The sequence below is a fragment of the Knoellia sp. LjRoot47 genome, from assembly GCF_964253435.1.
GTDB lineage: Bacteria > Actinomycetota > Actinomycetes > Actinomycetales > Dermatophilaceae > Knoellia.
On record NZ_CAXUQS020000001.1, the window covers coordinates 1,976,548 to 2,000,885 of the forward strand.

The 24,338-nt window shown below is 72.1% G+C and carries 23 protein-coding genes; 10 read left to right on the top strand and 13 right to left on the bottom strand.

All coding sequences use genetic code 11. The features are described from left to right. Positions 1–1,785 carry an ABC transporter transmembrane domain-containing protein gene (locus ACSQ11_RS09645; protein WP_436004915.1) on the bottom strand — a complete coding sequence of 595 codons (1,785 nt, stop codon included), beginning with the start codon at positions 1,783–1,785 and terminating at the stop codon, positions 1–3. Positions 1,786–1,863: 78 nt separating this feature from the next. Between ACSQ11_RS09645 and ACSQ11_RS09650 the strand changes: the two genes are divergently transcribed. The 5 genes from ACSQ11_RS09650 (at position 1,864) to ACSQ11_RS09670 (ending at position 8,247) form a co-directional block, all read left to right on the top strand. Beyond that, on the top strand, positions 1,864–2,655 hold the full coding sequence (locus ACSQ11_RS09650; RefSeq protein ID WP_436004916.1) for an SURF1 family protein: 792 nt from the start codon (positions 1,864–1,866) through the stop codon (positions 2,653–2,655). Between the two features lies 1 nt (position 2,656). Beyond that, on the top strand, positions 2,657–3,031 hold the full coding sequence (locus tag ACSQ11_RS09655) for a DUF3817 domain-containing protein (protein ID WP_436006747.1): 375 nt from the start codon (positions 2,657–2,659) through the stop codon (positions 3,029–3,031). Between the two features lie 137 nt (positions 3,032–3,168). Then, complete coding sequence (locus ACSQ11_RS09660; RefSeq protein ID WP_436004917.1) at positions 3,169–3,807, top strand: snapalysin family zinc-dependent metalloprotease; 639 nt, start codon at positions 3,169–3,171, stop codon at positions 3,805–3,807. Between the two features lie 55 nt (positions 3,808–3,862). Next, positions 3,863–5,452, top strand: a complete 1,590-nt coding sequence (gene guaA, locus ACSQ11_RS09665) for a glutamine-hydrolyzing GMP synthase (protein WP_436004918.1) — start codon at positions 3,863–3,865, stop codon at positions 5,450–5,452. Between the two features lie 65 nt (positions 5,453–5,517). Continuing rightward, positions 5,518–8,247, top strand: a complete 2,730-nt coding sequence (locus ACSQ11_RS09670) for an asparagine synthase-related protein (RefSeq protein WP_436004919.1) — start codon at positions 5,518–5,520, stop codon at positions 8,245–8,247. 74 nt (positions 8,248–8,321) lie between these two features. Here the strand turns inward: ACSQ11_RS09670 and ACSQ11_RS09675 are convergent, their stop codons facing one another. Further along, complete coding sequence (locus tag ACSQ11_RS09675; protein ID WP_436004920.1) at positions 8,322–9,368, bottom strand: lysylphosphatidylglycerol synthase transmembrane domain-containing protein; 1,047 nt, start codon at positions 9,366–9,368, stop codon at positions 8,322–8,324. Then, positions 9,365–10,207, bottom strand: a complete 843-nt coding sequence (locus ACSQ11_RS09680; RefSeq protein WP_436004921.1) for a PIG-L deacetylase family protein — start codon at positions 10,205–10,207, stop codon at positions 9,365–9,367. Before ACSQ11_RS09680 ends, ACSQ11_RS09675 begins: the two co-directional genes overlap by 4 nt. Before the next feature lie 26 nt (positions 10,208–10,233). Between ACSQ11_RS09680 and ACSQ11_RS09685 the strand changes: the two genes are divergently transcribed. Together ACSQ11_RS09685 and ACSQ11_RS09690 are read left to right on the top strand one after the other, a co-directional pair. After that, positions 10,234–11,379, top strand: a complete 1,146-nt coding sequence (locus tag ACSQ11_RS09685) for a glycosyltransferase family 4 protein (protein ID WP_436004922.1) — start codon at positions 10,234–10,236, stop codon at positions 11,377–11,379. Then, positions 11,376–12,059, top strand: a complete 684-nt coding sequence (locus tag ACSQ11_RS09690) for an NUDIX hydrolase (RefSeq protein WP_436004923.1) — start codon at positions 11,376–11,378, stop codon at positions 12,057–12,059. The genes ACSQ11_RS09685 and ACSQ11_RS09690 overlap by 4 nt, the downstream gene beginning before the upstream one ends. Positions 12,060–12,063: 4 nt before the next feature. Here ACSQ11_RS09690 and ACSQ11_RS09695 read toward each other — a convergent pair whose 3' ends face one another. Together ACSQ11_RS09695 and ACSQ11_RS09700 are read right to left on the bottom strand one after the other, a co-directional pair. Beyond that, positions 12,064–12,507: a hypothetical protein gene (locus ACSQ11_RS09695; protein WP_436004924.1), complete on the bottom strand. Its 444-nt coding sequence runs from the start codon at positions 12,505–12,507 to the stop codon at positions 12,064–12,066. 3 nt (positions 12,508–12,510) lie between these two features. After that, complete coding sequence (locus ACSQ11_RS09700) at positions 12,511–13,971, bottom strand: PspC domain-containing protein (protein WP_436004925.1); 1,461 nt, start codon at positions 13,969–13,971, stop codon at positions 12,511–12,513. Between the two features lie 126 nt (positions 13,972–14,097). On the opposite strand from ACSQ11_RS09700, the gene ACSQ11_RS09705 reads away from it, so the two are divergent. From ACSQ11_RS09705 to ACSQ11_RS09715, 3 genes are read left to right on the top strand one after another with little or no spacing between them, the layout of a single operon-like run. Continuing rightward, complete coding sequence (locus ACSQ11_RS09705; protein ID WP_436004926.1) at positions 14,098–15,348, top strand: ATP-binding protein; 1,251 nt, start codon at positions 14,098–14,100, stop codon at positions 15,346–15,348. After that, complete coding sequence (locus ACSQ11_RS09710; RefSeq protein WP_436004927.1) at positions 15,349–16,050, top strand: LuxR C-terminal-related transcriptional regulator; 702 nt, start codon at positions 15,349–15,351, stop codon at positions 16,048–16,050. 26 nt (positions 16,051–16,076) lie between these two features. Beyond that, positions 16,077–16,418: a hypothetical protein gene (locus tag ACSQ11_RS09715; RefSeq protein ID WP_436004928.1), complete on the top strand. Its 342-nt coding sequence runs from the start codon at positions 16,077–16,079 to the stop codon at positions 16,416–16,418. 18 nt (positions 16,419–16,436) lie between these two features. Here the strand turns inward: ACSQ11_RS09715 and ACSQ11_RS09720 are convergent, their stop codons facing one another. From ACSQ11_RS09720 to ACSQ11_RS09755, 8 genes are all read right to left on the bottom strand, one after another. Continuing rightward, the gene (locus ACSQ11_RS09720) at positions 16,437–17,438 is read right to left on the bottom strand and encodes a quinone oxidoreductase family protein (RefSeq protein WP_436004929.1); all 1,002 of its coding nucleotides are present in this window, start codon (positions 17,436–17,438) and stop codon (positions 16,437–16,439) included. Positions 17,439–17,442: 4 nt separating this feature from the next. After that, positions 17,443–18,534, bottom strand: a complete 1,092-nt coding sequence (locus tag ACSQ11_RS09725) for a sulfate/molybdate ABC transporter ATP-binding protein (protein ID WP_436004930.1) — start codon at positions 18,532–18,534, stop codon at positions 17,443–17,445. Continuing rightward, the gene (locus tag ACSQ11_RS09730) at positions 18,531–19,325 is read right to left on the bottom strand and encodes an ABC transporter permease (RefSeq protein WP_436004931.1); all 795 of its coding nucleotides are present in this window, start codon (positions 19,323–19,325) and stop codon (positions 18,531–18,533) included. Before ACSQ11_RS09730 ends, ACSQ11_RS09725 begins: the two co-directional genes overlap by 4 nt. Positions 19,326–19,338: 13 nt before the next feature. Then, positions 19,339–20,160, bottom strand: a complete 822-nt coding sequence (gene modA / locus ACSQ11_RS09735) for a molybdate ABC transporter substrate-binding protein (protein ID WP_436004932.1) — start codon at positions 20,158–20,160, stop codon at positions 19,339–19,341. Next, complete coding sequence (locus tag ACSQ11_RS09740; RefSeq protein WP_436004933.1) at positions 20,157–20,549, bottom strand: TOBE domain-containing protein; 393 nt, start codon at positions 20,547–20,549, stop codon at positions 20,157–20,159. The genes modA and ACSQ11_RS09740 overlap by 4 nt, the downstream gene beginning before the upstream one ends. Positions 20,550–20,588: 39 nt before the next feature. Continuing rightward, the gene (locus tag ACSQ11_RS09745) at positions 20,589–21,446 is read right to left on the bottom strand and encodes a uracil-DNA glycosylase (protein WP_436004934.1); all 858 of its coding nucleotides are present in this window, start codon (positions 21,444–21,446) and stop codon (positions 20,589–20,591) included. Beyond that, positions 21,443–22,432 carry a non-homologous end-joining DNA ligase gene (gene ligD, locus ACSQ11_RS09750; protein ID WP_436004935.1) on the bottom strand — a complete coding sequence of 330 codons (990 nt, stop codon included), beginning with the start codon at positions 22,430–22,432 and terminating at the stop codon, positions 21,443–21,445. Before ligD ends, ACSQ11_RS09745 begins: the two co-directional genes overlap by 4 nt. Positions 22,433–22,547: 115 nt before the next feature. Further along, positions 22,548–24,305, bottom strand: a complete 1,758-nt coding sequence (locus ACSQ11_RS09755) for a DUF222 domain-containing protein (protein ID WP_436004936.1) — start codon at positions 24,303–24,305, stop codon at positions 22,548–22,550. Positions 24,306–24,338 lie beyond the last annotated feature (33 nt).

Sequence of the window (24,338 nt, forward strand, 5' to 3'; positions counted from 1 at the left end):
TCAGTCGTCCTCTCCGCGCAGGACGATGCGCCGGTATGCCGGGTGGTTGCGGACGAGGTCGCGGTGCGATCCCTGCGTCGTGACGATGCCGCCCTCGACGACGAGGACACGGTCCGCCCGGTCGAGCACGAGAGGGCTCGCCGTGACCACGACGGTCGTGGAACCGTTGCGGTGCTTGGGGATCCGCTCGGCGATGCGCGCCTCGGTGTGCGCGTCGACGGCGCTCGTCGGCTCGACGAGGACGAGGACCTCGGGGTCGCGCAGGAGGGCGCGTGCGAGCGCGAGGCGCTGGCGCTGGCCGCCGGAGAGCGATCGGCCGCGCTCCTCGAGCTCGCCGTCGAGCCCGCCGTCGATCGACTCGATGGCGTCCATCGCGTCGGCCGTGTGGAGGGCAGCGAGGAGGGCGTCGTCGTCGGGGGCACCGTCCGGGTCGGTCGTCTCGCCGCCGAGCTCGCGACGCACCGGCCCGCTGAACAGGTGCGGGTCCGACTGCGACACGACGATGGTGCGGCGGACGAGCTCGATCGGCACGTCGTCGATGGCGACGCCGCCCAGGGTGACCCCGTGGCGTCCCGCGACGGTGCGCCCGAGGCGCGCCGCGATGGTGGCGGTTTCCTCGGGGTTCGCCGACACGATCGCCGTGAGGCGTCCCGCCTCGATCCGCACGCCCGATGCCGGGTCGACGAGGTCGCCGACCGCCAGCGCCGACCCGGAACCGGGAGCGGCGCCGGCGTCAGCGCCCGCGTCGGCGCTCGCGGCGGAGGCAGCGGCGGAGCCCGGGTGGTCGGGCTCGGCGACGAGGATCGCGACGAGGCGCCGCGCCATGACCCGCGAGGTGATGAGCTTGTTGACGAACTCGGTCGCCGTCCGCAGCGGCATCGTGAGGAAGGCCGTGTAGCCGTAGAACGCGACGAGCTGACCGGGCGAGATGTCACCGGCGACGGCGAGGTGCGCTCCGAGTCCGGTGACGACCACGACGAACACCCCGGGCAGGAGCACCTGCGACGCGTCGAGCAGCGCCTGCACGCCCGACAACCGCACGCCGGCAGCGCGCACGCGACCGGACTGGCCGGCATACCGGCTCAGGAAGGTCTCCTCACCGCCGACCCCGCGCAGCACGCGCAGCCCCGAGACGGTGTCGGCGCCGAGCGCGGTGAGCTCGCCCGACTCCGCGCGCTGGGCCTCCTGGCGCTTCTGGAGCGGGCGCATGACGAAGGCGAGCGAGGCGAGCAGCAGCGGGCCACCGATGAGCATGACGAGCCCGAGCAGCACCGAGCCGTTGAGCAGGATGACCGACACGACGACGAAGCTCGCGATGGCGCCGGTGAACCGGGCCGACACGTCGAAGACCTGTCCGACCTTCCAGAAGTCGTTGGCGAAGGCCGTGAGCACCTCGCCGGCGGGCCGGTCGCGGGTCAGGGCCGGACCGGCGCGACGGACCGCGCGCTCGGTGACGATCGCCGAGCGGAACGCCGCGAAGAGCCAGTTGCGCACGGCGAACCAGTGGCGCAGGTTGGTCGTGGCGGCGCTGACCAGACCCATGCCGAGGATGACGCCGGACCAGAGGAGCAGCGCGCGGCCGTCGCGCGCGACGAGCCCCTCGTCGATGGCCTTGCCGATGGCGGCCGGCACGAGGGCGATCGACAGCATCCACGGGATGCCGAACGCGGCACCGCCGACGACGGTGCGCCACTGCCGCCGCACCAGCCAGAGCAGGAGGCGGTCGGCGTCTTTCGGGGGAGTGGCATCGGCCTCGAGGGCGTAGGGCCAGGGTGTCGTCGGCATCTCGCCTCCCACGGTAGGAGTCGGCACCGACGTCGAGCCACCGAGTTTCCGCTCAGGGCACCGGTTTAGGCTCGAGAGGTGCTCCGGACCGCGATCAAGCCACGCAACCTCGCGCTGCTCGCGGTCGCCGTCCTCGTCGTCATCGCCTTCATCCAGCTGGGTCGCTGGCAGCTCGGTGTCGCCGAGGACGAGGCGCTGAAGGAGTCCCTGGCCAAGGCCCGCTCGCAGCAGCCGGTCGCGGTCGAGACGGTGCTGCAGCCGCACTCCGAGTTCCCCGGCGTCCTCAGCACGCGCCCGGTGTCGGCGACCGGTGAGTTCGGCACCGACCAGGTCGTCGTGGCCAACCGGCGGCTCGACGGCCGGATCGGCTACTGGGTCGTCGCGCCGCTCCGGGTCGAGGCGAGCGGGGCGACCCTGCCGGTGCTCCGCGGCTTCGTCACCTCGCCCACGGACCTGCCGCCGGTCCCGTCCGGGACCGTCACCGTCACGGGTGGGCTGGCTCCACCCGAGTCCCCGTATGCCGGCGAGTCACCTCCGCAGGGCCAGCTCGGCTCGGTCGACACCTCCGTCCTCGTCGGGCGGTGGCCCGGCGACCTCTACAACGCCTTCGTCTTCCAGCAGGGGGAGTCGCCCGCCGCGGCGCCGTCCTCGCTCGGCACGATGGAGCGGGTGCCCACGCCGTCGGGTGAGACGGGCTTCAAGTGGCGCAACGCGGCATACGCGCTGCAGTGGTGGGCGTTCGCGGGGTTCGCGCTCTACATGTGGTGGCGCATCGTGCGCGACGAGGGCCGCGAGGACGCCGCGGCCCGCAAGGGCGGGGCCGCTGCCGCCGGGACCGGGCGCGGCGGCGACAATGGTGGGCGTGAGTGACATGAGCGACGTGGACCAGGGCACGACCAGCGACCGGGGCGCCATCCGGGACGAGAGTGCGGCGCGCAAGGCGCTGACCTTCTTCAAGGTCATGGCCTTCGTCGTCGGTGTCGGGCTGCTCGTGCTCGTCGTCGAGATGGTGCTCGAGTACGCCACCTCGATGAGCGGTGAGCAGAACCCGCTCAAGTGGTGGCCGCAGCCGCACGGCTTCATCTACATGGTCTACCTCGTCGCCACGGCCAACCTCGGCTTCAAGGTGGGGTGGTCGCTGCCGCGGATGGTCGGCGTCATGCTCGCCGGCTGCGTGCCGTTCCTGTCGTTCTGGGTGGAGCGGCAGGTGGCCCGCGAGGTCGAGGGACGTCTGGGCTCCCGTTGACCAACTTGACGAAGCGCTGACCGGACCAACGGACTCTTGACCTCCCACGGGGAGGCTGTTGGCGGACCGACGCCTAGACAGGAAGGGTGCCCCGACCACGACGGGCACCGACCAGTCAAGGAATGAGGAACCATCCGATGGCACTTCGCCGATCCCTCGCCGCTGCACTCGTCACCCTCGCAGGTGCGGCTGCGCTGACCAGCGCCCCCACCGGGGCCGTCGCCGCACCCGACCACGACGGGAGCCGCGGCGTCGCGGCATACACCAAGGGTTCGCTCGACCCGAAGATCCAGGCGGCGCTCGAGAAGCAGCTCGCCGAGGCCAAGAAGCAGGCCGCCCGCGAGGACGCGTCCGGGGCGAAGCAGAACCGGACCGCGGCCTACGTCATCTACTACGACGACTCGCAGGCACCGAGCTTCGACTCGCTCATCGACCAGAACGCCGCCATCTGGAACGCCCGGGTGAGCAACGTCCAGCTCGTCGAGCGCGACGGCGCGGCCGGCGCCCTCAAGTACTACGAGGGCAACGACTCGCGCGGCTCGTACTACTACGGCAGCGGCAACGGCGACGGCTACGTCTTCATGGACTACTCGCAGGCCAACACCTACGCGCCGCTGCGGATCGTCACGCACGAGACCGGGCACGCGCTCGGCCTCCCGGACCGCTACACGCAGCCGTGCAGCAAGCTCATGTCCGGTGGCGGCCCCGGCCCGTCGTGCACCAACCCGTACCCGGACTCGGTCGAGGCCTCCGAGGTCAACACCCTCTGGCGCTGACCCCCGACCACCGGCGGCCCACGGCGTGAAGTGCGCCGCGGGCCGCCGGTAGCCTGTGCGTGTGAGCGAGACCCCCCACCTGTCCGACCGTCCCGTCCTCGTCGTCGACTTCGGCGCCCAGTACGCCCAGCTCATCGCGCGGCGGGTGCGTGAGGCCAACGTCTTCAGCGAGGTCGTCCCGTCGACGATGCCGGCGAGCGAGATGCTCGCCAAGGAGCCGGCGGCGATCATCCTGTCCGGCGGCCCGAGCTCGGTCTACGAGGAGGGCGCACCCAGCCTCGACCCCGCACTGCTCGACGCCGGGGTGCCGGTGTTCGGCATGTGCTACGGCTTCCAGGCGATGGTCCAGGCCCTCGGCGGCACGGTCGAGCACACGGGGCTGGGGGAGTACGGCTCGACGCCGGCGCAGATCTCCGACACCGACTCGACCCTCTTCAACGGCCAGCCCTCCGACCAGTCGGTGTGGATGAGCCACGGTGACGCGGCGACCGCTGCTCCCGACGGCATGCGGGTGACCGCGGCCACGTCCGGCGCCCCCGTCGCAGCCTTCGAGGACGACGAGCGCCGGCTCTACGGCGTGCAGTGGCACCCCGAGGTCATGCACTCGACCTTCGGCCAGCGGGTCCTCGAGAACTTCCTCCTGCGCGGGGCCGGGCTCTCGGGCGACTGGACGGCGCACAACGTCGTCGAGGCCCTCGTCGAGCAGGTCAAGGAGACCGTCGGCGACAAGCGCGTGCTCTGCGCCCTGTCCGGTGGGGTCGACTCCTCCGTCGCCGCCGCCCTCGTGCAGCGCGCCGTGGGCGACCAGCTCACCTGCGTCTTCGTCGACCACGGACTCCTGCGCTCCGGCGAGGCCGAGCAGGTCGAGAAGGAGTTCGTCGCCGCCACCGGCGTGGACCTCGTCGTCGTCGACGCCCGGGAGCAGTTCCTCGGTGCGCTCGCCGGAGTCTCGGACCCCGAGGAGAAGCGCAAGATCATCGGCCGCGAGTTCATCCGCGTCTTCGAGCAGGCTGCCCGCGACGTCGTCGGGTCGGCCGAGCGAGACGGTCACCCGGTCGAGTTCCTCGTCCAGGGCACCCTCTACCCGGACGTCGTCGAGTCCGGCGGCGGCACGGGCACGGCCAACATCAAGTCGCACCACAACGTCGGCGGCCTGCCCGACGACCTCCAGTTCACGCTCATCGAACCGCTGCGCCTGCTGTTCAAGGATGAGGTGCGCCAGGTCGGTCTCGAGCTCGGCGTGCCCGAGGGCATCGTCTGGCGCCAGCCGTTCCCGGGGCCCGGCCTCGGCATCCGTATCGTCGGCGAGGTCACTGCGGAGCGGCTCGAGATCCTGCGCGCCGCCGACCAGATCGCCCGCCACGAGCTGTCCGCTGCCGGTCTCGACCGCGAGATCTGGCAGTGCCCGGTCGTGCTCCTCGCCGACGTCCGCTCGGTCGGCGTCCAGGGCGACGGCCGCACCTACGGCCATCCCGTCGTGCTCCGTCCGGTCTCGTCCGAGGACGCCATGACGGCCGACTGGACGCGCGTGCCCTACGAGGTGCTCGCCAAGATCTCGACCCGCATCACCAACGAGGTGCGCGAGGTCAACCGGGTCGTGCTCGACGTCACGAGCAAGCCGCCGGGCACCATCGAGTGGGAGTGAGGGCCCCGGCCCGACTCGTGGCAGGCTTGACCGGAACCCCGAAGCAGAACTGAGGTCCCCAACGCATGTGTGGCATTGCCGGCTACTACGGCCTGAGCGCGGACGAGGCGCTCCTGAGCTCGATGAACGACGTCCAGCTGCACCGCGGACCCGATGGCGAGGGCATCTTCGTCGACGGTCCCTGCGGCCTCGCGCACCGGCGACTGTCCATCATCGACGTCGCTCACGGCCAGCAGCCGATGGCCACCGCGGACGGTCGCTACTCGATCGCCTACAACGGCGAGGTCTACAACTACCTCGACCTGCGGGCCGAGCTCGAAGGCCTGGGTCGCACGTTCGAGACCGACAGCGACACCGAGGTCGTCCTCCAGGCGTTCGCGCAGTGGGGCGGCGAGGCGTTCGACCGCTTCAACGGGATGTTCGGCCTCGCCATCTGGGACCGTGACGAGCAGCGGCTCACCCTCGCGCGCGACCACTTCGGCATCAAGCCCGTCTACGTATGCCGGGTGCCGGCTCCCGCTGCTCCTCTTGCGTCTGCGGATGGGGTCGCTAGAACCACCGAATCCGCAGACGCTGGGGGTGGTCAGGGCGAGGCGCTGCTGTTCGCGAGCGAGATCCGCCCGATCCTCGCCAGCGGCCTCTACGAGAAGAAGCCCAACGAGCGCTCGATCTACCGCTACCTGCGGTTCCGCGCCCACGAGGACGGCACCGAGACGTTCTTCGACGGCATCGAGCGGCTCCAGCCGGGAGAGATGCTCGAGGCGGACGCCGACGGCATACGTCGCACGATGTTCACGCGCCTGCGCGAGGAGCTCGCGGAGCTGGCCAAGGAGCAGCGCCCCTACGACGAGGCGGCTGCCGCGGAGTACAAGGAGCGGTTCATCGAGGCCGTGCGCCTCCGGCTCCAGTCCGAGGTGCCGGTCGGGACCTCGCTCTCCGGCGGGCTCGACAGCTCGGCCGTCGCCGTCATCATCAACCAGCTCATCAACGAGGGCGACGAGCGGACCGAGTCGGTCGGCGTGCAGCAGAACACCTTCAGCGCCGTCTTTCCGAACTCGATCAACGACGAGGAGAAGTACGTCGACGAGGTCCTCGAGATCTGCGAGGGGCACGTCGACGGCCACAAGATCCTGCCCAAGCCCGAGGACTTCAAGGCCGACCTGCGCGACTTCATCCGCACGCAGGAGGAGCCGCTCATCTCCAGCGGTCCCTACGCCCAGTTCCAGGTCATGCGCGAGGCGACCAAGCACGTCACCGTCCTCCTCGACGGCCAGGGCGCCGACGAGATGATGGCCGGCTACATCCCCTACTACGCCGTCTACCTTCGCCAGCTGCGTGCCCAGGGCGCCAAGGCGGCTGCGGCCGAGCTGAGCAAGTCCCTCGATGTGCTCTTCCGACTCGGGCGGTTCCGGGTCAAGGCCAAGCTCAAGGGCCGCAAGGACGTGTCGGTGACGTCGCTGCTCAAGCGCGACTTCACCTCGCGCTACACCGACGAGCGCTTCCCGGTCGAGCAGTCCAACCTCAAGAAGCGCCTCATCGAGGACCTGTTCCACAACAGCCTCCCGAGCCTGCTGCGCTACGAGGACAAGAACACGATGCGCTTCAGCCTCGAGGGGCGCGTGCCGTTCCTCGACAAGGAGGTCGTGAAGTTCATCTTCAGCCTCACCGACGAGGCGATCATCAAGGACGGCTGGAACAAGCGCATCCTGCGTGACGCCACCCGTGGCCTGCTGCCGGAGTCGATCAACCGCCGTCGCAACAAGATCGGGTTCACGACGCCGCAGTCCGAGTGGTTCATGCGGCTCAAGAACCACTTCTACTCGGTCTTCCTCAGCGAGTCGTTCGCCAACCGGCCGTACTTCGAGCAGACCGAGGTCCTGCACGCCTTCGAGGGCTGGATCAAGGGCAGCAACAACGCCGACACGATGATGTTCTGGCGCCTCATCAACCTCGAGCTGTGGCTCCAGGAGTACTTCGACGAGGCGCCGCAGGTCGACAAGGCGGTGGCCCAGGCCGCGCCCAAGGCCGACGTCGAGCCCAATGCGGGCAAGTCCCTCGACATCACGACGGCGCGTGGCGAGACGGTCCGTCGCTACCCGCTGCGCACCGAGCTCTTCGCTGCCGACGACGACCTCGACGCCAAGGTGCTGCCGCGCATCGACGAGTTCTTCGAGGCCCTGCCCGCCGCCGGCCCGGAGCACGGCGCTGCCACCCGGGGTCGCTGGTATCTCTTCATCTCCGAGAAGATCATCGCCATCACCCAGGGCCGGTCCTACTTCATCTGGGACATCAAGGTCGGCAAGCCGGCGCGGGTGCTGTCCAAGTACGTCACGCGCACCCCTGCCGGCATCGGTCTCGGGTCGCCCTTCACGATGCAGCTCGCCATCGAGGAGGCCGGGCTTCCCCGCGTCCTGTATGCCGCTGCCGGCGGTGCCGTGGGCAAGGTCCTGGGTCGCAAGGGGCTCTTCTACGAGCTCGTCGGCAACGACATCGCGGCCATCGACGGCCCGACCGAGTACAGCGCGTACCCGTCCAACGTATCCGCCAAGCTCGCGCCCAAGGACCCCGACCGGGTGGCCGCACGCCTCTCGGCCGCGATCCGCGACCGGGTGCCCGCGGCATACCGGGAGACGTTCGCCGGCACGATCGTCATGGACGCCAACGACATCGGTCGCAACGTCCTCGGCAGCGACGTCCCGGGCGACAAGGCGCGGTTCGAGGAGATGTTCGCCGACAACCCGCTCGGTCAGGGCAGCGAGCAGACCCCGATGGCGCTCGTCTTCATCCAGGACTGACCCCGCACGTCCCACTGATTGCCCCACCGTGAGGCGACCCGCCTCACGGTGGGGCAATCAGTTGCCGTGGGTCGTTAGGGGGTGACGGCCTTTGCGGGCTCGTCCTCGCCGGAGGCCCCCTTGACGCGCGGGCTGAGCGACCACGCGAGCCAGCCGAGCGCGCCCAGCGGCACCTCCATGAGGTGGGTGAAGATCGAGAAGAGGATGACGCCCGTGGCCGCCGCGGCCGGTGGCGCTCCCCAGCCGACGAGGGCGAGGACCGTCGCGGACTCGGTGACGCCGACACCTCCGGGCGTGATGCCGACGGCGGTGAGCAGGCGTCCGATCGCGAACGCCGCGAAGAGGATGCCCAGGGGCAGCGCGACGTCGAGCGAGTTCATGATGAGGACGAAGAGCAGGTAGTAGAAGCCGAAGAAGCCGACCATCCCGAGGGTCATCTGGACCCACCCGGTGCGCACGACTTCGCTGATCCGGCCACGCATGTCCTGCACGAGGGCGTCGATGCTCATGGTCCTCTTGCGCCGCCTGAAGAGCGGCCCCAGCACGCGGTCGAGCCCCCGACCGATCGTCTGGGCGGCGCTCTCGCTGACGAGGATCGCGACGAACGCACCGAAGATCGCCAGGCCGGAGATCGTGGCTCCCCACGCGAACCGCGTCAGTGACGTGGGCAGCCCGTCGTTGCCGACCCAGAGCATGACGATGGCGATGATCGGCAGCGCGATCCGAGCGAGGGTGTTCCAGACTCCCGTGACGATCGCCGAGGTCGACACGTCGCGGTTCGAGAAACCCCACGAGCGCAGGATCGTGTAGGTGGCGGCGAGCCCGACCGCGCCACCACCGGGCAGGAGGTTGCTCACCGACGAGCCGCAGATGTTGACGATGAACGCGCGCCAGTGGCTCAGACCGGGCAGCGAGCCGGTGAACGTGAACGTGTAGCAGCCCAGCCCCACGAGCACGAGCCCGAGGAAGCCGAGCGCCTGCATGGCCGACACGGCCTGCAGGTGCGCGAACACCTCGGACCACGTCGTCTTGGCGAAGCGCGGGAACCCCCAGCCGAGCAGGGCGACGGCGAGCGCCAGCCCCACCACCGCCCGCAGGACCTGCTTGGTGCGCGTACTCACGAGAGCCCCTCGAAGATGTCGGTGCGTATGCCGTCCGCGCCCCCGCGCGGCCGGCTCGGGTCGCGGAACCACTCCCGACCGAAGACGAGGTCGTAGAGCGGCCGCGGGATGCGCAGGAACGCGGCGAGCGTGCGGTCGCCGCTCTGCGACCCGTCGTTGGAGGCCTGCGACGCATGCGCCCGCATGGAGGCGCGCTTGGCCGGGATCTGGCGTCGGACGTCGATCCGGTGGGTGATGTCGGCCCGGGCGGTGAAGGCCCGCTCGAAGCTCGTGGGGTCGAACTCCTCCGGGAAGCGGTAGACCCGCCCCACGAGCCGGATCGCCCGCGCGATGGTGTCGCGGGGGACGGTCGCCTCGAGCACGCGGGGCGTTCCGGCGATCTCGGCCGCACGTGCGCCGACCTCGTGCACCCGCACGTGGTCGCGGTGGCCGTAGCCGCCCGCTGCGTCGTAGGTGAGGAGCACGTCCGCCTGCTCGTCGGCGAGGACCGCGGCGAGCCGCGCGGCGGCCTCCTCCACGGGGGCGCGGCAGAATCGCACCCGGTCGGGCGGGTCCTCCGGGACGGGGCCGTCGTGCCCCGAGTCGGCGTAGCCCAGCCACTCGACGCGGTCCACGCCGAGGGAGTCCGCGGACCGGCGGGCCTCGTCCAGGCGCACGGCGGACAGGTCCCCGCCCTCACGGAAGTCGTCGGAGGCGAGGCCCAGGGCGCCGTCGGTGGCGACCACGAGGACGACGCGGTGCCCCTGCGCTGCAGCCTTGGCCATGGTGCCGGAGGTGAGGAGGGCCTCGTCGTCGGGGTGGGCGTGGAAGGCCACGAGCGTGCGAGTCATCGCGTCCATCCTGACGCATGGCAGGGTGGACGCTCGTGAGGATCGCCCTTTTGTCGGACTGCTACCTGCCCCGCCTCGGCGGGATCGAGGTGCAGGTGCACGACCTCGCGCACCGGCTGGCCGCGGCCGGGCACGAGGTCGAGGTCGTCACGGCCACCGCCGGCGAGACCCGCACGCACACGACGACGACCGCCGGTGGCGTCACGGTGCACCGCCTGCCGCTGCCCGTGCCGGGCTCGCCCCCGGTCAACCCGTTCGTCAAGGACGAGGTACGCGACCTGCTCACCACCGGCGGCTTCGACGTCGCGCACGCCCACATGGGCGTGGTGAGCCCCTTCGCGACCGACCTCGTCGGCGTCGCCCTCGGCGCGGGTATCCCGGTCGCCGCGACCTGGCACTGTGTCATCGCCCGCAGCGCGCCGGTCTTCCGGCTGCTCGGTCACGCGCGCCGCTGGCACGACGCCGGCGTGGCGCTGTCCGCCGTGTCGTCGATGGCCGCCGAACGGGTCGCGCAGATCGCCGGTGGCGCCGACGTCCACGTGCTCGGCAACGGCATCGACGTCGACCACTGGCAGCCACCGCGGACCCTCGGCGTCGACCGTCCTGACGACGGTGTGGTGCGGGTGGTCAGCGCGATGCGCTTCGTCCGGCGCAAGCGACCCGGGGCACTCGTCGAGGTGCTGCGCGAGGCCCGCGCCCGGCTCGACGCGTTCGCGCCCGAGGTCCGCCTCGAGGCCCACCTCGTCGGCGACGGACCCCAGCGCAGGCTCGTCCGTGCGCAGCTCGACCGGCGCGGCGTCGACTGGGTGCACACACCGGGTCGCCTCACCCGCGACGCGCTGCGCGACCTGCACTGGCGCAGCGACGCCTACCTCACGACCGCTCGGCTCGAGGCGTTCGGCATCGCCGCCCTCGAGGCGCGCACCGCCGGGCTCGCGGTCCTGGCGCACGCTGGCACCGGGGTGGACGACTTCGTGCGCGACGGGCGCGAGGGGGTGCTCCGCTCCTCCGACGCGGGGCTCGCAACCGCCCTCGCCGAGCTCGCCTCGCGTCCCGACGAGCTGGCCCGACTGCGTCACCACAACCTCACCACGGCGCCGGAGCAGTCGTGGGAGCGCGGCGTCGAGGCCACCCTCGACGAGTACTCCCGCGCGCAGCGTCTCCACGGGAGCACGTCGTGATCTCGATCGTCGCCCTGAGCGAGGGACGCGAGGTCGAGCGGTTCGCCCTCGGGCACGGTCACGACCCCGCGGCCGAGCTGGCCGGCCGGGGATGGGTGGGCTCGCCGCTGTCCGCCGCGAGGAGCTCGCCCGACGACCTCGAGATCCGGTATGCCGTGCAGCGCCTCGACGTCGACGCGGCCCGCGCGGCCGGCCCGGTCGTACCGCGCGACGACGACCTCGCGGAGGACGACGTCGCGAATGCCGTTCCGTACCAACGCATCGCGGCGTATGCCGTCGTGCGCAGCTCGCGTGGGGTGCTCATGACCGAGCTGTCCGAGCGCACCAACGCCGCCGGTCTCTGGAACCTGCCAGGAGGTGGGCTCGACCCCGGCGAGGAGCCGAGCGACGCGGTCGTCCGCGAGGTGCACGAGGAGACCGGGCAGCGCGTGTCGGACGTCCGGCTGCTCACCGTCATGACCCGGCACTGGGTGGGGCGCGCGCCGAGTGGCCGGGTCGAGGACTTCCACGCGGTCCGGCTGTTCCACACGGCGGTGTGCGCCGACCCCAGCGATCCCGTGGTGCTCGACGTGGGCGGCTCGACCTCGGCAGCACGGTGGGTGGACGAGACCGAGCTCGCGAGCCTGCCGCTCGCGAGCTCGGTCCCGGACGCACTCGCCGTCGCCGGCGGTGCTGCGTGAGTCCTCAGCCCCTGTACCGCTGACCACGCAGACCCGCCAGTCCGAGGACGACGAGCAGGACGCCGCTGCCGACGACGGCGACGGGTCCGACGACACCCCAGGGGATGTCGAGATCGGTGGCCTGCGCGAGAAGCACCGCGATGACGGTGAGCAGGCCGAGGAGGCCGACGACCGAGGTGGTCGGGGCCGGGCCGGACTTGTACTCGGGCACGACCGTGGTGCCCTGGTAGGGCGCGTACTGCGCCGTGGGGGAGGAGACCGTCGGGCCGGCCCCCGAGGTCGGGCGCTCGCTGGTCGCGTCCTCCGCTGACGTGGCCACGGTCGGCGTGGCCTCGGTGGTCCCGGCGTCGAGCGCCGTGGCGTCGGTGCCCGTGGATCGCCCCGCGGTCGACCTGTCCGACTCGTCGAGGAGGGTCTCGATGCGGGTGGTGTCGTCGTGCTGGCTCATTGCTCAGCCCTCCTGGATGGTGATTTGGCCGACGGTGATATCGGCGCGGACGATGACGTCGGGAGCGCCCGAGCCGACGCTGAGGCTCAGCGTCTCGCTGGGGCCGTCGTTGCCGCCGTCGTCGCGGTCGGAGATGCCCTCGGGCAGGTCGCCGACGACGCGGACCTCGCCGAACTCGGCCTTGGCCCGGATCTGGGCGCTGGCGCCGGAGGGCACGATGATCGTCATCTCGCCGGCACCCTGTTCGATGTCGAGCTCCTGCGGGGCGACGGTGGGATCGGGAAGCGTCGCGGACGGGCCACCGCTCGGGACTGGTGCGGCCAGCGAGGCGAAGAGTGGTCGCAGGTCGATGGTCGCCCGTCCGACGCTGTGGTCGAAGTGCTGGGTCGTCGTCGAGATCGAGGGCGTCCAGGTGCGCACCCCGCGGTCGCCCTCCCAGTTGCCCTCGACGATGCCGGCCGTGCCGACACCGACGCCGAGGATCATCACGAGGATCGCCGAGAGGATGCTCCGGCGGCCGGTGAGACCGATGATCATCGTGGCCAAGGAGGCCGCACCGAGGGCGAGGACTCCACCGAACAGCTCACGCGAGCCGGGGAAGCCGACCGGGCCGTCGAGCATGAGCCCGGCGCCGTAGCCGACGACCGCGAGCCCGAGGACGAGCGCGAAGCCGGCCATGCCGGCGGTCCGGCGACGAGGCCGCGGCGGGGGAGGAGGGGCGAGCGGAAGGTGGGCCCGCGGGGGGACGGGAGGCGCCGGCGGCGGCTGCCACCCCTGCGAGGCAGGTGCGTCGGCCCACGCCGTCCCGGTGCCACCCATGCTCGGCGCCATGGGAGGCGCGGCGGGGGCGGCGGGTGAGCTCGCGGCATACGACGTCCCGGCTTGTGTCGTCCCGGCGTGCGGGGTCGCGGCGTAGGGGGTTCCGGCGTAGGGGGTTCCGGCGTACGACGCGGTCTGCTCCGTGCTCCCACCGGGGCCGGCGGCGGACTGCCACGCGGACGTGGAGCCCTTGCCCTGCTCGTGCCGCCAGAACAGCCAGCCGACGATCGCGAGCGGGATGACACCCCAGCCGATGAGGAAGCCGTTGTCGCCGAAGACGATCGCGGCGATGACGAGCAGGACGATGACGGAGATGATGATCGCTCCGCTGGCGTCGCTGCCGTCGCGGCGCTCGATGGCGTCACGCGCCATGATCCGGCCGCCGTCGTCGGGCATGAGCAGCCACAGGACGAGGTAGGCGACGATCCCGAACCCGCCGAAGAGGGTGAGCGCGATGAACGCGGCCCGGATGAGCACCGGGTCGACGTCCACGCGCCGGGCGATGCCGGAGCTGACGCCGGCGAACCACTGGCGGGAGCGGTCGCGGCGGAGCCCGGTGGAGGTGATGTCGTCCCAGAACTTGCTGCCCTGCGGGCGACCCTGGGACTCGGCGCCGGTCTGCGCCTGGTGCGGTGTCTGCGTCATGTCATCAACAGTGGCCGACCGGACGGGCTCCTGCCATGAGGGTCGACCCTGACGACCCCCTGAGGGGACCCCCACGACACCCCGGCAGGGGTCACCACCACGGCGATCGTGCGTCAGGATGGTGGTGTGCCCACACCGTACGAGCGCGTCGCGCAGCCCGCGGACCTCCCCACCCCGGGGCGTCCGCCGCTGACCCGACCCGTGTCCGGCCGCTGGGTCGGTGGCGTGTGCGCCGGCATCGCGGACCACCTCGACGTCAGTCTGCGGTGGGTGCACCTCGTCTTCGTCGTCCTCGCCGTCCTCGGCCCGGGCATCCCCATCTATCTCTTCCTCTGGGCCGTGACCCCGTCGAGCGACACTGCCGGCGAGCGCCGCGACCCCGGCGCGCTGCGTGCCGTCACCGGTCTCGGGGAGTCACGGTGGGGGATGTTCGTCGCGGCCGGTGGCCTCCTCGTCCTCGTCGGTGCGGTCGTGGGGCTCCAGCTGGCCGGGGTCGACGTGCGGGCCGGCGTGCTCCTGCCGCTGCTCCTCATCGCCGCCGGGGTCACCGTCGCGTGGTCGCACCTCGACGACGCGGAGCGCACCAAGTGGCTCGGCACCCAGCAGCAGGACCGCGGGATGCTGTGGCTGCGGCTCGGCCTCGGCATCGTCGTGGCCGTGATCGGCATCCTCGTCCTGACGATCCGTGGCGGCTCCCTAGCCGAGATGGGCGACGCGCTGCTCGCCACGCTCGCCGTCCTCGTGGGCGCTGCCCTCATCGCCGCGCCGTGGGTGGTCCGGCTGTGGCGCGACTACCGCGAGGAGCAGGAGGTCGCCGCCCGCGCCAACGAGCGCGCCGACATCGCCGCCCACCTCCACGACTCCGTGCTCCAGACGCTCGCCCTGATCCAGCGCCGTTCGCACGACCCGGCCTCCGTGACCCAGCTCGCGCGTGCCCAGGAGCGCGAGCTGCGCTCGTGGCTGTATGCCGGCCCCGCCGGTTCCGACGAGACCCTCGCCTCCGCGGTCACCGCGGCCGCCCACGACGTCGAGGACCACGGCGGCGTCGTCATCGACCTCGTCGTCACCGGCGACCGCCCCCTCGAGGAGCACGGCACGGCCCTGGCCCGGGCGATGCGTGAGGCGATGCTCAACGCGACGCGGCACGGGAAGCCGCCGGTGACGGCATACGTCGAGATCGGCCCGACCGGTGTCGAGGCCTACGTACGAGACCGGGGCGAGGGCTTCGAGCTCGACGACATCCCGGAGGACCGGCTCGGGGTCAGGGCCTCGATCCTCGGCAGGATGGAACGACACGGCGGGACCGCACGGGTCCGGCGCCGTGAGGACGGAACCGAGGTGGAGCTCACGCTGCCGCCTCTCGAAGGAGACGACTAGATGTCCACGCAGCCGAACCAGGCCAAGGGTCCCGTCCGGATCGTCCTCGTCGACGACCACCGGATGTTCCGGACGGGTGTGCGCAGCGAGCTCGCCGAGGAGGCCGGCGCGAGCATCGAGATCGTCGGCGAGGCGCCCGACGTCGAGGCCGCCGTCAAGGTCATCCGCGATACGCGTCCCGATGTCGTCCTGCTCGACGTCCACCTCCCCGGTGGCACCGGCAAGGGCGGGGTCGACGTCATCAACGGCTGCTACGGCGTCGAGTCCGCGGCGGGCGCGCCCGTGCGCTTCCTCGCGCTGTCGGTGTCGGACGCCGCCGAGGACGTCATCGCGGTCATCCGCACCGGCGCTCGCGGCTACGTCACCAAGACGATCACGGCGCGCGACCTCGGCACGGCGATCCGCCGGGTGGCCGACGGCGATGCGGTCTTCTCACCCCGGCTCGCGGGGTTCGTCCTCGACGCCTTCGGCGCGGCCGCCGGTGAGATCGCCGAGGTCGACGAGGAGCTCGACCGGCTGTCGGCGCGAGAGCGCGAGGTCATGCGGCTCATCGCGCGCGGCTACCAGTACAAGGAGGTCGCCAAGGAGCTCTTCATCTCGGTGAAGACCGTCGAGACCCACGTCTCGTCGGTGCTCCGCAAGCTCCAGCTGTCGTCCCGCCACGAGCTCACGGCGTGGGCGATGGGGCGGCGTCTCGTCTGACCGAGGCGCCCGGATAGCCTCCCGGCATGGATGCCCTCAAGATCGTCTTCGTCGTGCTCCACCTGCTCGGCCTGCTCGCCATCGTCGGCAGCGTCGTCGTCCGGCGAGGCGTCCCGACACCGGCGCTCGTGTGGGGCGCCCGCGCGCAGATCGTCACGGGCCTGGTCCTCGTGGGGATCAACGAGACCGGTGACGGGGACGTCAACCACACCAAGATCGCCGTCAAGCTCCTCGTCGCGCTCGCCGTGGCCGCCTGCGCCGAGATCGCCGCCGGTCGTGAGCGTCGCGGTCAGGGCAACCCGAACCTCGTCCACGCCGCCGGCGCGCTCGCAGTGCTCAACACGCTCGTCGCGGTGCTCTGGAACTGAGGCCCTCATCCCTTCGGATCAGGGGACGAGGACGAGCTTGCCCTGGGTGCGCCGTCCCTCGAGATCGGCGTATGCCGTCCGCGCGTCCTCGAGCGGGTAGCGCCCACCGATCGTGATCTCGACGTCGCCGGACTCGATCCAGTCGAAGAGCTCGGTCGTGCGGGCCCGCAGCTCGTCGGGGGTCGCGATGTAGGCGCCGAGGCTCGGACGGGTCACGAAGAGCGAACCCAGCTTGTTGAGGCGCTGGAGGTCGAAGGGCGGGACCTGGCCGCTCGCGCCGCCGTAGAGCACCATGAGCCCGCGCGGCTTGAGCGAGGCCAGCGACGCCTCGAAGGTGTCCTTGCCGACGCCGTCGTAGACCACGTCGACGCCGACGCCGTCGGTGAGGTCGCGGACGGCGGCGGCGACATCGTCGACCTGGCTGTAGTCGATGAGCTCGTCGGCGCCGCGCGAGCGTGCCGTCTCGAGCTTCTCGGGGGACCCGGCCGTGGCGATGACCCGGCCGCCGCGCTTCTTGACCATCTGGGTGAGCAGCTGGCCGACGCCGCCGGCGGCGGCATGGACGAGGGCCACGGTGCCCTGCTGGACGGCATACGTGCTCGTCGAGAGGTAGTGCGCGGTGAGGCCCTGGAGCATCGCGGCGGCAGCGGTCTCGAGGTCGACGCCCGGCGGGACGTGGACGAGGTTCTTGGTGTCGACGGGGGCGTAGGCCTGCGAGGAGCCGAGGCCCTGGCCCCACGCGACGCGGTCGCCGACGACGAAGTTGCTCACGCCGTCGCCGACCTGCACGACCTCGCCGGCGCCCTCGCTGCCCGACACGAACGGCGTGGGGATCGGGTAGACGCCTTCGCGTTGGTAGGTGTCGATGAAGTTGACCCCGGCGGCCGCGACCCGCACGAGCACCTGGTCGACGCCGGGCTCGGGCAGTGGCTGGTCACGGACCTCGAGGACGTCGCCACCCCCGTTGCGGGTCACGACGAGGGCGGGGGCGGACTCGGGCAGGGAGGAACCAGACGTCATCACCTCAGGCTAGCGACGTGGATCGGGCCGGGTGCAGGTGGACCTCGGTGGCCTTGACCGAGAGCACGACGCGCGAGCCACGGGCCAGGCCGAGGTCGGCGACGGCGGGCGGGGTGATGTCGGCGCTGAGGAGGTCGGTGCGGACGCGGACGAGCTGACCATGGGGCTCGAGGTCGGTCACCGTCGCGTCGAGGCTGTTGCGGGGGCTGCCGTGCGGGGTGTCGAGGTGGACGCCGACCGCGGAGGGGGCGACGACGGCTGCCGCGGGGGAGCCGTCCTCGAGCGCGGTCTCGGCGATGCCGTGGAGGAGGCGACCGTCCGGCATACGGAGGTGGCCGCCGCTCGCGACGCCGCGCACGAGGTTGAGGCCGGCGAAGCGCGCGCCGAAGTCGCTCGTCGGCCGGCTGAGGACGCGGCTCGTCTCTCCCTCCTCGACGATCCGACCCGCATGCATGACGGCGACGCGGTCCGCGAGCAGCGCGGCGTCGAGGACGTCGTGGGTCACGACGAGCGTCGTGCGGTCCTGCGTGACGCGTCGCAGGAGGTCGCGCACGTCGGGAGCGGCCTCGACGTCGAGCGCGGACAGGGGCTCGTCGACGAGGAGCACCGCGGGCTCGGTGGCGAGGGCGCGCGCGACGGCGACCCTCTGCGCCTGGCCGCCGGAGAGCTCGCGCGGACGACGACGCGCGTATGCCGTCATCCCCACCTCCTCGAGCCAGTGCGCCGCCCGCTCGGTGGCGGTCCGCCGGTCGGCACCGCTCGCGCGCGGGCCGAAGGCGACGTTGTCGAGGGCGCTGAGGTGGGGGAAGAGCCGGGCGTCCTGGGCGAGGAGCGCGATGTGGCGGTCGTGCGGCGGGACCCAGGTGCGGCCGGCGGCGTCGGAGAGCGTGCGGTCGCCGAGGGTGACGGTGCCGCGGTCGGGTCGCAGGAGACCGGCGGCCACAGCGAGGACCGTCGACTTCCCGGCCCCGTTGGGGCCGAGCAGCGCGACAGTCTCGCCCTCGTTGACGTGGAGGTCGACGGCGACGTCGCGGGAGTCGACGGTGACGTCGACGTGGAGCGGGCGCAGTGCGGTGCTCGGTTGGGTGGGTGTCACTGGACCCCTCCGGCGAGGGAGTCGCGGCGGGCGCGGGTGAGGCCGATGACGAGGACGGCGACGGCGACGAGGACGAGGCTCAGGGCGACCGCGGCCCGCGGGTCGCCCTCGCGCTGGAGGTAGATCTCGAGCGGCAGGGTGCGCGTCGTGCCCTGGAGGCTGCCGGCGAAGGTGATCGTCGCGCCGAACTCGCCGAGGCAGCGGGCGAACGCGAGGATCGAGCCGGAGACGAGGCCCGGGAGCGCCAGCGGGATCGTCACCCGGCGGAACGTCGTCGTCGGGCCGGCGCCGAGGGTCGCGGCGACGTCCTCGTAGCGCGTGCCGACCGTGCGGAGCGCGCCCTCGAGGCTGAGGACGAGGAACGGCATCGCGACGAAGGTCTGCGCGATGACGACGGCCGTGGTGGAGAACGCGACCTGCAGACCGAGGACGTCGAGCGTCTCGCCGAGCAGCCCACGCCGCCCGAACGCCTGGAGCAGCGCGATGCCGCCGACGACCGGGGGGATGACCAGGGGGACGAGGACGAGCGAGCGCAGGAGCGTGGCGGCCGACCCGGTGGTCCGGGCGAGGACGACGGCGAGGGGGATGCCGAGGACCAGGCACAGCAGGGTGCTCACGACGGCCGTGCGCAGGCTGAGCAGGAGGGCGTCGGTCGAGGCGTCCGTCGTCACGAGCGACCCGAAGCTGCCCCAGTCGACGCTCAGCGCCATGGCGACGATCGGCAACCCGACGAAGAGCGTGCCGAGGGCGGCCGGCAGGAGCAGCCAGCGGGGGACGAGGGGCGGGGTCACGGCGCAGAGGGCGTCAGGGTGCGGTGAAGCCGGCGTCGGCGAGGATCTCGAGACCTTCGCTGCCGCTGACGACCCCGACGAACTCCCGGGCGAGCGTCACGTCGGTGGCGGCCTTGAGCGTGCCGATCGGGTAGACGTTGACGGCCGACGTGGCCTCGGGGAAGTCGATGCCGGTGACCTCGTCGCCGGCACCCGCGACGTCGGTGACGTAGACGAGCCCGGCGTCGGCCTCGCCCGAACGCACCTTGCCGAGGACGTCGGTCACCGACTGCTCCTCGCTCACGGGTGTGATGTCGATGCCGGCGGCCTTCTCGACGTCCGCGCTCGCGGCACCGCAGGGCACGGCAGGGGCGCAGAGGACGACCTTCGTGCCCGGCTTGGCGAGGTCGGCGAGGCCGGTCACCTTGGCCGGGTTGTCGGCAGGGACGACGATCTGCAGGGTGTTGGAGACGAAGGGCTCGGGGTCGCCCGCGACGAGGTCGTCGGCGACGGCCTTGGCCATCGTGGACTCGTTCGCGGTGGCGAGGACGTCGGCGGGGGCGCCCTCGGACAGCTGCGCCACGAGGCCCGACGAGCCGCCGAAGCTGAAGCGCACCGTGACGCCCGGGTGGGTGTCCTCGAAGAGGCCGCCGATCTCCTCGAACGGCTTCTGCAGCGAGGCCGCGGCGAACACCGTGAGGGTGCGCGCTGTCGTCGGGGTCGCGCTGCCGCCGCTGCGCGGCTCGACCTCCCCGCGGTCGGCGCCGTTGTCGCCGCCGCCGCACCCGGCGAGCGCGAGCAGAACGGCACTCGCGCCGGCAGCGGCGGCCGCGCGGACGGCATACGCGGCCTTCACGGCGTCTCCACGATGACGGACGTCGACTTCACGACGGCCACGGCGACCGAACCCGGCTCGAGCCCCAGCTCTCGGACGGCTTCGGACGACATGAGGGAGACGACGCGGAACGGGCCGCACTGCAGCTCGACCTGCGCCATGACTGTGTCCATGGTGATGGCGGTGACGAGACCGACGAAGCGGTTGCGGGCCGAGCGGCCGACGCTCGACGGGTCGGCGACCGAATGCGCCTGCTCGCGGGCCAGGAGAGCCACGGCGTGGCCGTCGACGACCTTGCGGCCGGCGTCGTCGGTGGTCGCGTCGAGGGCCCCGCTGTCGACCCAGCGCCGGACGGTGTCGTCACTGACGCCGAGGAACATCGCGGCCTCGGACAGGCGCATGTGCGGCATGAAGGCAACTATAGACCCGCAGATGCGGGCTCGTGGGCCTCAGGCCCGCAGACTGGTGAGCACCTCGTCGAGCATGGTGGGGGTGAGGCGTCCGGTGTAGGTGTTGTGCGGGCTCACGTGGTAGCAGCCGACGAGCCTCACCGGGTGGCCCGTGGAGGTGTGCAGGACGACCTCGGCGCCGTGGGCGAACTTGGGGCGCGGGCGGGGCACGTCCCAGCCGAGGCTCGTGGCTGCAGCGAGCACGCCGCGCCAGCCGATCTCGCCGAGCGTCATGACGACACGGAGGCGGTCGCCGAGCAGCTCGACGTCGCGGCCGAGCCAGGTCGCGCAGGTCGAGCGCTCGGCCGGGGTGGGCGCGTTCGCGGGCGGCGCGCACCTCACGGCGGCGACGATCCGTATGCCGTGCAGCGCGAGGCCGTCGCCGGCGCCGACGGAGGTGGGCTGGTTCGCGTAGCCGGTGCGGTGCAGGGCGGCGTAGAGGAAGTCCCCGGAGGCGTCGCCGGTGAACATGCGGCCGGTGCGGTTGGTGCCGTTGGCGGCCGGTGCGAGGCCGACGATGAGGGTGTCGGCGTCGGGGTCGCCGAAGCTCGGTCCGGGTCGGCCCCAGTAGGGCTGGGCGGCGAAGGACGCCCGACGGTCCTGTCTCGCAACGGTTTCGCGCCAGTCGACGAGCCTCGGGCAGGCGCGGCAGACGGAGACGCGGGCGTCGAGGTCGGCGAGCGTGTGGGCCCCGGCGGCGAAGGTGGTGACGTCGTCGGTGGTGCGGGCCACGGGTGTGGTGGCATCGGCCGGGTCGTGCGGCCAGCCGGTGCCCGGTGGGACGGGGGAGAGGAACGGGTCGTGCGTGATCGGGTGCGCGTCGGGGCCGACGCGCACCACTCCGTCGTCCGCTGTCATGGCTTCGTGTCGTCGTCCTCGGGCTCCGGCGGGGTGTCGGCACCCTCGCGCTCGTCGCGGTCGGCCCACTCGAGCAGCGGCGCGATGTCGAAGACGGCCTTGTCGATGTCGGCGTGGAGGTCGCCAAGGGACCCGAAGCGCTCCGGCACGGTGGCGATCGTGCAGTCCTGGGGCTCGACGTCGTCGACCTCGTCCCAGCGGATCGGGGTCGAGACGGTGCCGATCGGGTTGCCGCGCACCGAGTACGCGCTCGCAATGGTGTGGTCGCGCGCGTTCTGGTTGTAGTCGACGAAGACCGCCTCGGGATCGCGGTCCTTGCGCCACCACGTCGTCGTCACGTCCTCGGGCGCGCGGCGCTCGACCTCGCGGGCGAAGGCGAGGGCGGCGCGACGGACGTCCTTGAAGCCGTGGTCGGGCGCGATGCGGACATAGACGTGGAGCCCGTGTCCGCCGCTCGTCTTGGGCCACCCGGTGGCGCCGAGCTCGTCGAGCACCTCGTGGGCGACGTGGGCGACGCGACGGACCCGGTCGAACGGCGCGTCCGGCATCGGGTCGAGGTCGATCCGCCACTCGTCGGGCTTCTCGGTGTCGGCGCGGCGGCTGTTCCACGGGTGGAACTCGACGGTGCTCATCTGCACGGCCCAGACGACGTGGGCGAGGTCGGTCGGGCAGAGCTCGTCCGCGTGGAGCCCGTAGCGCGGGAAGTGCAGCCGCACCGTCTCCAGCCACGGTGGCGCTCCACGCGGCACGCGCTTCTGGTGGACCTTGGTGCCGTCGACCCCGTCGGGGAAGCGGTGCAGCATCGTCGGCCGCTCGCGCAGGGCGCCCACGATCCCGTCGCCGACGGAGATGTAGTAGTTCGCGAGGTCGAGCTTGGTCTCGCCGCGCTCGGAGAAGTAGACGCGCTCCGGGCTGGACAGCTTGATCTCGTGGCCGGCGACGTCGAGGATCACCGGTTCGCCGAACTCACCCTTGCGAGAGGCCATGCACGACACCGTATGCCGTCCGCCTCCCGATCCGGGGCGCCTTGCGTCGTCGGTGGGTCGACGTCGTGAGGCGGTGGGCCTTTGGCGGTGGGTGGGCGGCGGGTGGTGGCGGTGGTCAGAAGGGGATTGCCTCGGGGTCGGGCTTGGCGCGGGTGGACCGGTGGGGCGTGTCGAGGGTGAGGGTGTGGTGGCGGCCGGTGGTGTGGTGGGTCAGGTGTCCTGGTGTGGAGTCGGTGCGGGGCAGTGGTCCGGTGAGGAGGTGGCCGCGGGCGTCCCAGACCTTGGGTCGGGTGCGCGGCGTCAGGGGGATGGCTTCGTGGTCGAGGAGGGCGGCGAGCTCGTCCTCGAAGGTGGCGGGCGCTGGTGTGGTGGGTGCGGTCGTGGGGGTGTTGCCGGGCGTGGTGTTGCCGGGCGCGGTGGGGTGGGGCGCGCTGGGGTGGGTGGCGGTGGCGAGGTGGAGGTGGTCCACGGGCCAGGTGGTGGATGCGTGTGCGGTGGGGTCGTGCCAGGTGACGCGTCCGTCAGGGTGCAGGTGCACGGTCCAGCCGGGTCGTTGCTTGATGCGGTGGTGGTGTCGGCACAGGGCGATGAGGTTGCTCGGGCTGGTGGGTCCGGTGGGCCAGGGTCGGACGTGGTCGAGGTCGCACTGCCTGGCGGGGGTGGAGCAGCCGGGGAAGCGGCATCCGCCGTCGCGCAGCCGCACGAGGCGGGCCATGCCGTCGGGGATCCGGTAGGCGGGGGTGGGTTCCTCGGCGCGGCGCGACCGTGCGGGTCGGGTACGTCCGGTGGCGAGCGCTTCGGGCACGTCCCCGGCGACCAGGGCGCCGGTGTCGGGGTCGCAGACCAGTTCGCGGTCGCGTCGCGTCGCCTTCTCGGTCGAGGTGGTGGCGTCGTCGACCCAGGCTCGAGGGACGAAGGTGGTGCCGGGGGCGCCAAGTCCGCCGACTTCCATCAGTCCGTCGGTGCAGGAGGGCGCGGCCAGTCCAGCGTCTGCGTCGCTTCCACCGGCGCTTCCGGCGGTGGCGTCGGCGGGCCGCCCTGCATCGTCGCGTGCGGTCTGGGTCATCGAGGCGGAGCCGGGGTCGTCGGCTGCGCGGGTGGTGTGGACGACGACGGCGACGTCGCAGTGGTCCAGGACGAGCTCCATGAGGGCGTCGGCGCGGGCGAGCTCGAGGGTGGGTGCGGTGCCGTCGCGGACCTTGCGGCGGGCGAGCTCGGTGATCGCGGCCCAGGCGGTGCGGGACTGCTCGACGAGGAACTCGCCGCGCCAGGCGTCGGTGCCGTGGCTGCCGGTGCGTCGGGTCAGTCCGCGTCGGGAGCGTTCGTCGTCGGCGTGGGCGGCCACGGCTTCGGGGTCGATGATCGCGGCGGCACGCGCCAGCAGCTGGCGCAGCGGTCCGACGGTGAGCCCGGCCCAGCGTGGCGCGACCAGGCCGACGACAGCGGCCGCGGACTCCGGGGACAGGAACTCGGTCTCCTCGGTCACGGCCGCGGCGCGTCGTTCGTCGAGGTCACCGCACGCCATCGCATCGACCACGGCCGGGGTGCGGGTCAGCTGGTCAATCGCCTGGCTCACCCGCCGCGACGCGACATGGACCGACACCCCCATCCGGGGTGCGGCGAGCTCGGGTGCGTCCATCCGCTGGTAGCCCACCCCGTGGTGGACCTCGACCGTGGTGCCGTCCTCCTGCAGGTGCGGCTCACGCGCCGACAGGTGCGCCAGCGCGAGTGCCTGCCGTGCCGACGCGGCGTCCTTGTCGCGCTGCGCGGCCTCGATGACGTCGAGGAGCTCTTCGGTGGTCAGCCCCGCGACCTCACCTCGCAGCACGGCATGCCGGCCCTCGTGGGCGGCAGACGCGGAGGTGGCTTCCATGAAGCAACCTTACCCGAACACATGTTCGATAAC

Excerpts from the sequence above, each read along its gene's own strand:
- ACSQ11_RS09645 (WP_436004915.1), bottom strand. The coding sequence starts at position 1,785 with ATGCCGACGACACCCTGGCCCTACGCCCTCGAGGCCGATGCCACTCCC.
- ACSQ11_RS09655 (WP_436006747.1), top strand. The coding sequence starts at position 2,657 with ATGAGCGACGTGGACCAGGGCACGACCAGCGACCGGGGCGCCATCCGG.
- ACSQ11_RS09660 (WP_436004917.1), top strand. The coding sequence starts at position 3,169 with ATGGCACTTCGCCGATCCCTCGCCGCTGCACTCGTCACCCTCGCAGGT.
- ACSQ11_RS09670 (WP_436004919.1), top strand. The coding sequence starts at position 5,518 with ATGTGTGGCATTGCCGGCTACTACGGCCTGAGCGCGGACGAGGCGCTC.
- ACSQ11_RS09680 (WP_436004921.1), bottom strand. The coding sequence starts at position 10,207 with ATGGACGCGATGACTCGCACGCTCGTGGCCTTCCACGCCCACCCCGAC.
- ACSQ11_RS09695 (WP_436004924.1), bottom strand. The coding sequence starts at position 12,507 with ATGAGCCAGCACGACGACACCACCCGCATCGAGACCCTCCTCGACGAG.
- ACSQ11_RS09700 (WP_436004925.1), bottom strand. The coding sequence starts at position 13,971 with ATGACGCAGACACCGCACCAGGCGCAGACCGGCGCCGAGTCCCAGGGT.
- ACSQ11_RS09710 (WP_436004927.1), top strand. The coding sequence starts at position 15,349 with ATGTCCACGCAGCCGAACCAGGCCAAGGGTCCCGTCCGGATCGTCCTC.
- ACSQ11_RS09715 (WP_436004928.1), top strand. The coding sequence starts at position 16,077 with ATGGATGCCCTCAAGATCGTCTTCGTCGTGCTCCACCTGCTCGGCCTG.
- ACSQ11_RS09720 (WP_436004929.1), bottom strand. The coding sequence starts at position 17,438 with ATGACGTCTGGTTCCTCCCTGCCCGAGTCCGCCCCCGCCCTCGTCGTG.
- ACSQ11_RS09740 (WP_436004933.1), bottom strand. The coding sequence starts at position 20,549 with ATGCCGCACATGCGCCTGTCCGAGGCCGCGATGTTCCTCGGCGTCAGT.
- ACSQ11_RS09745 (WP_436004934.1), bottom strand. The coding sequence starts at position 21,446 with ATGACAGCGGACGACGGAGTGGTGCGCGTCGGCCCCGACGCGCACCCG.
- ligD (WP_436004935.1), bottom strand. The coding sequence starts at position 22,432 with ATGGCCTCTCGCAAGGGTGAGTTCGGCGAACCGGTGATCCTCGACGTC.
- ACSQ11_RS09755 (WP_436004936.1), bottom strand. The coding sequence starts at position 24,305 with ATGGAAGCCACCTCCGCGTCTGCCGCCCACGAGGGCCGGCATGCCGTG.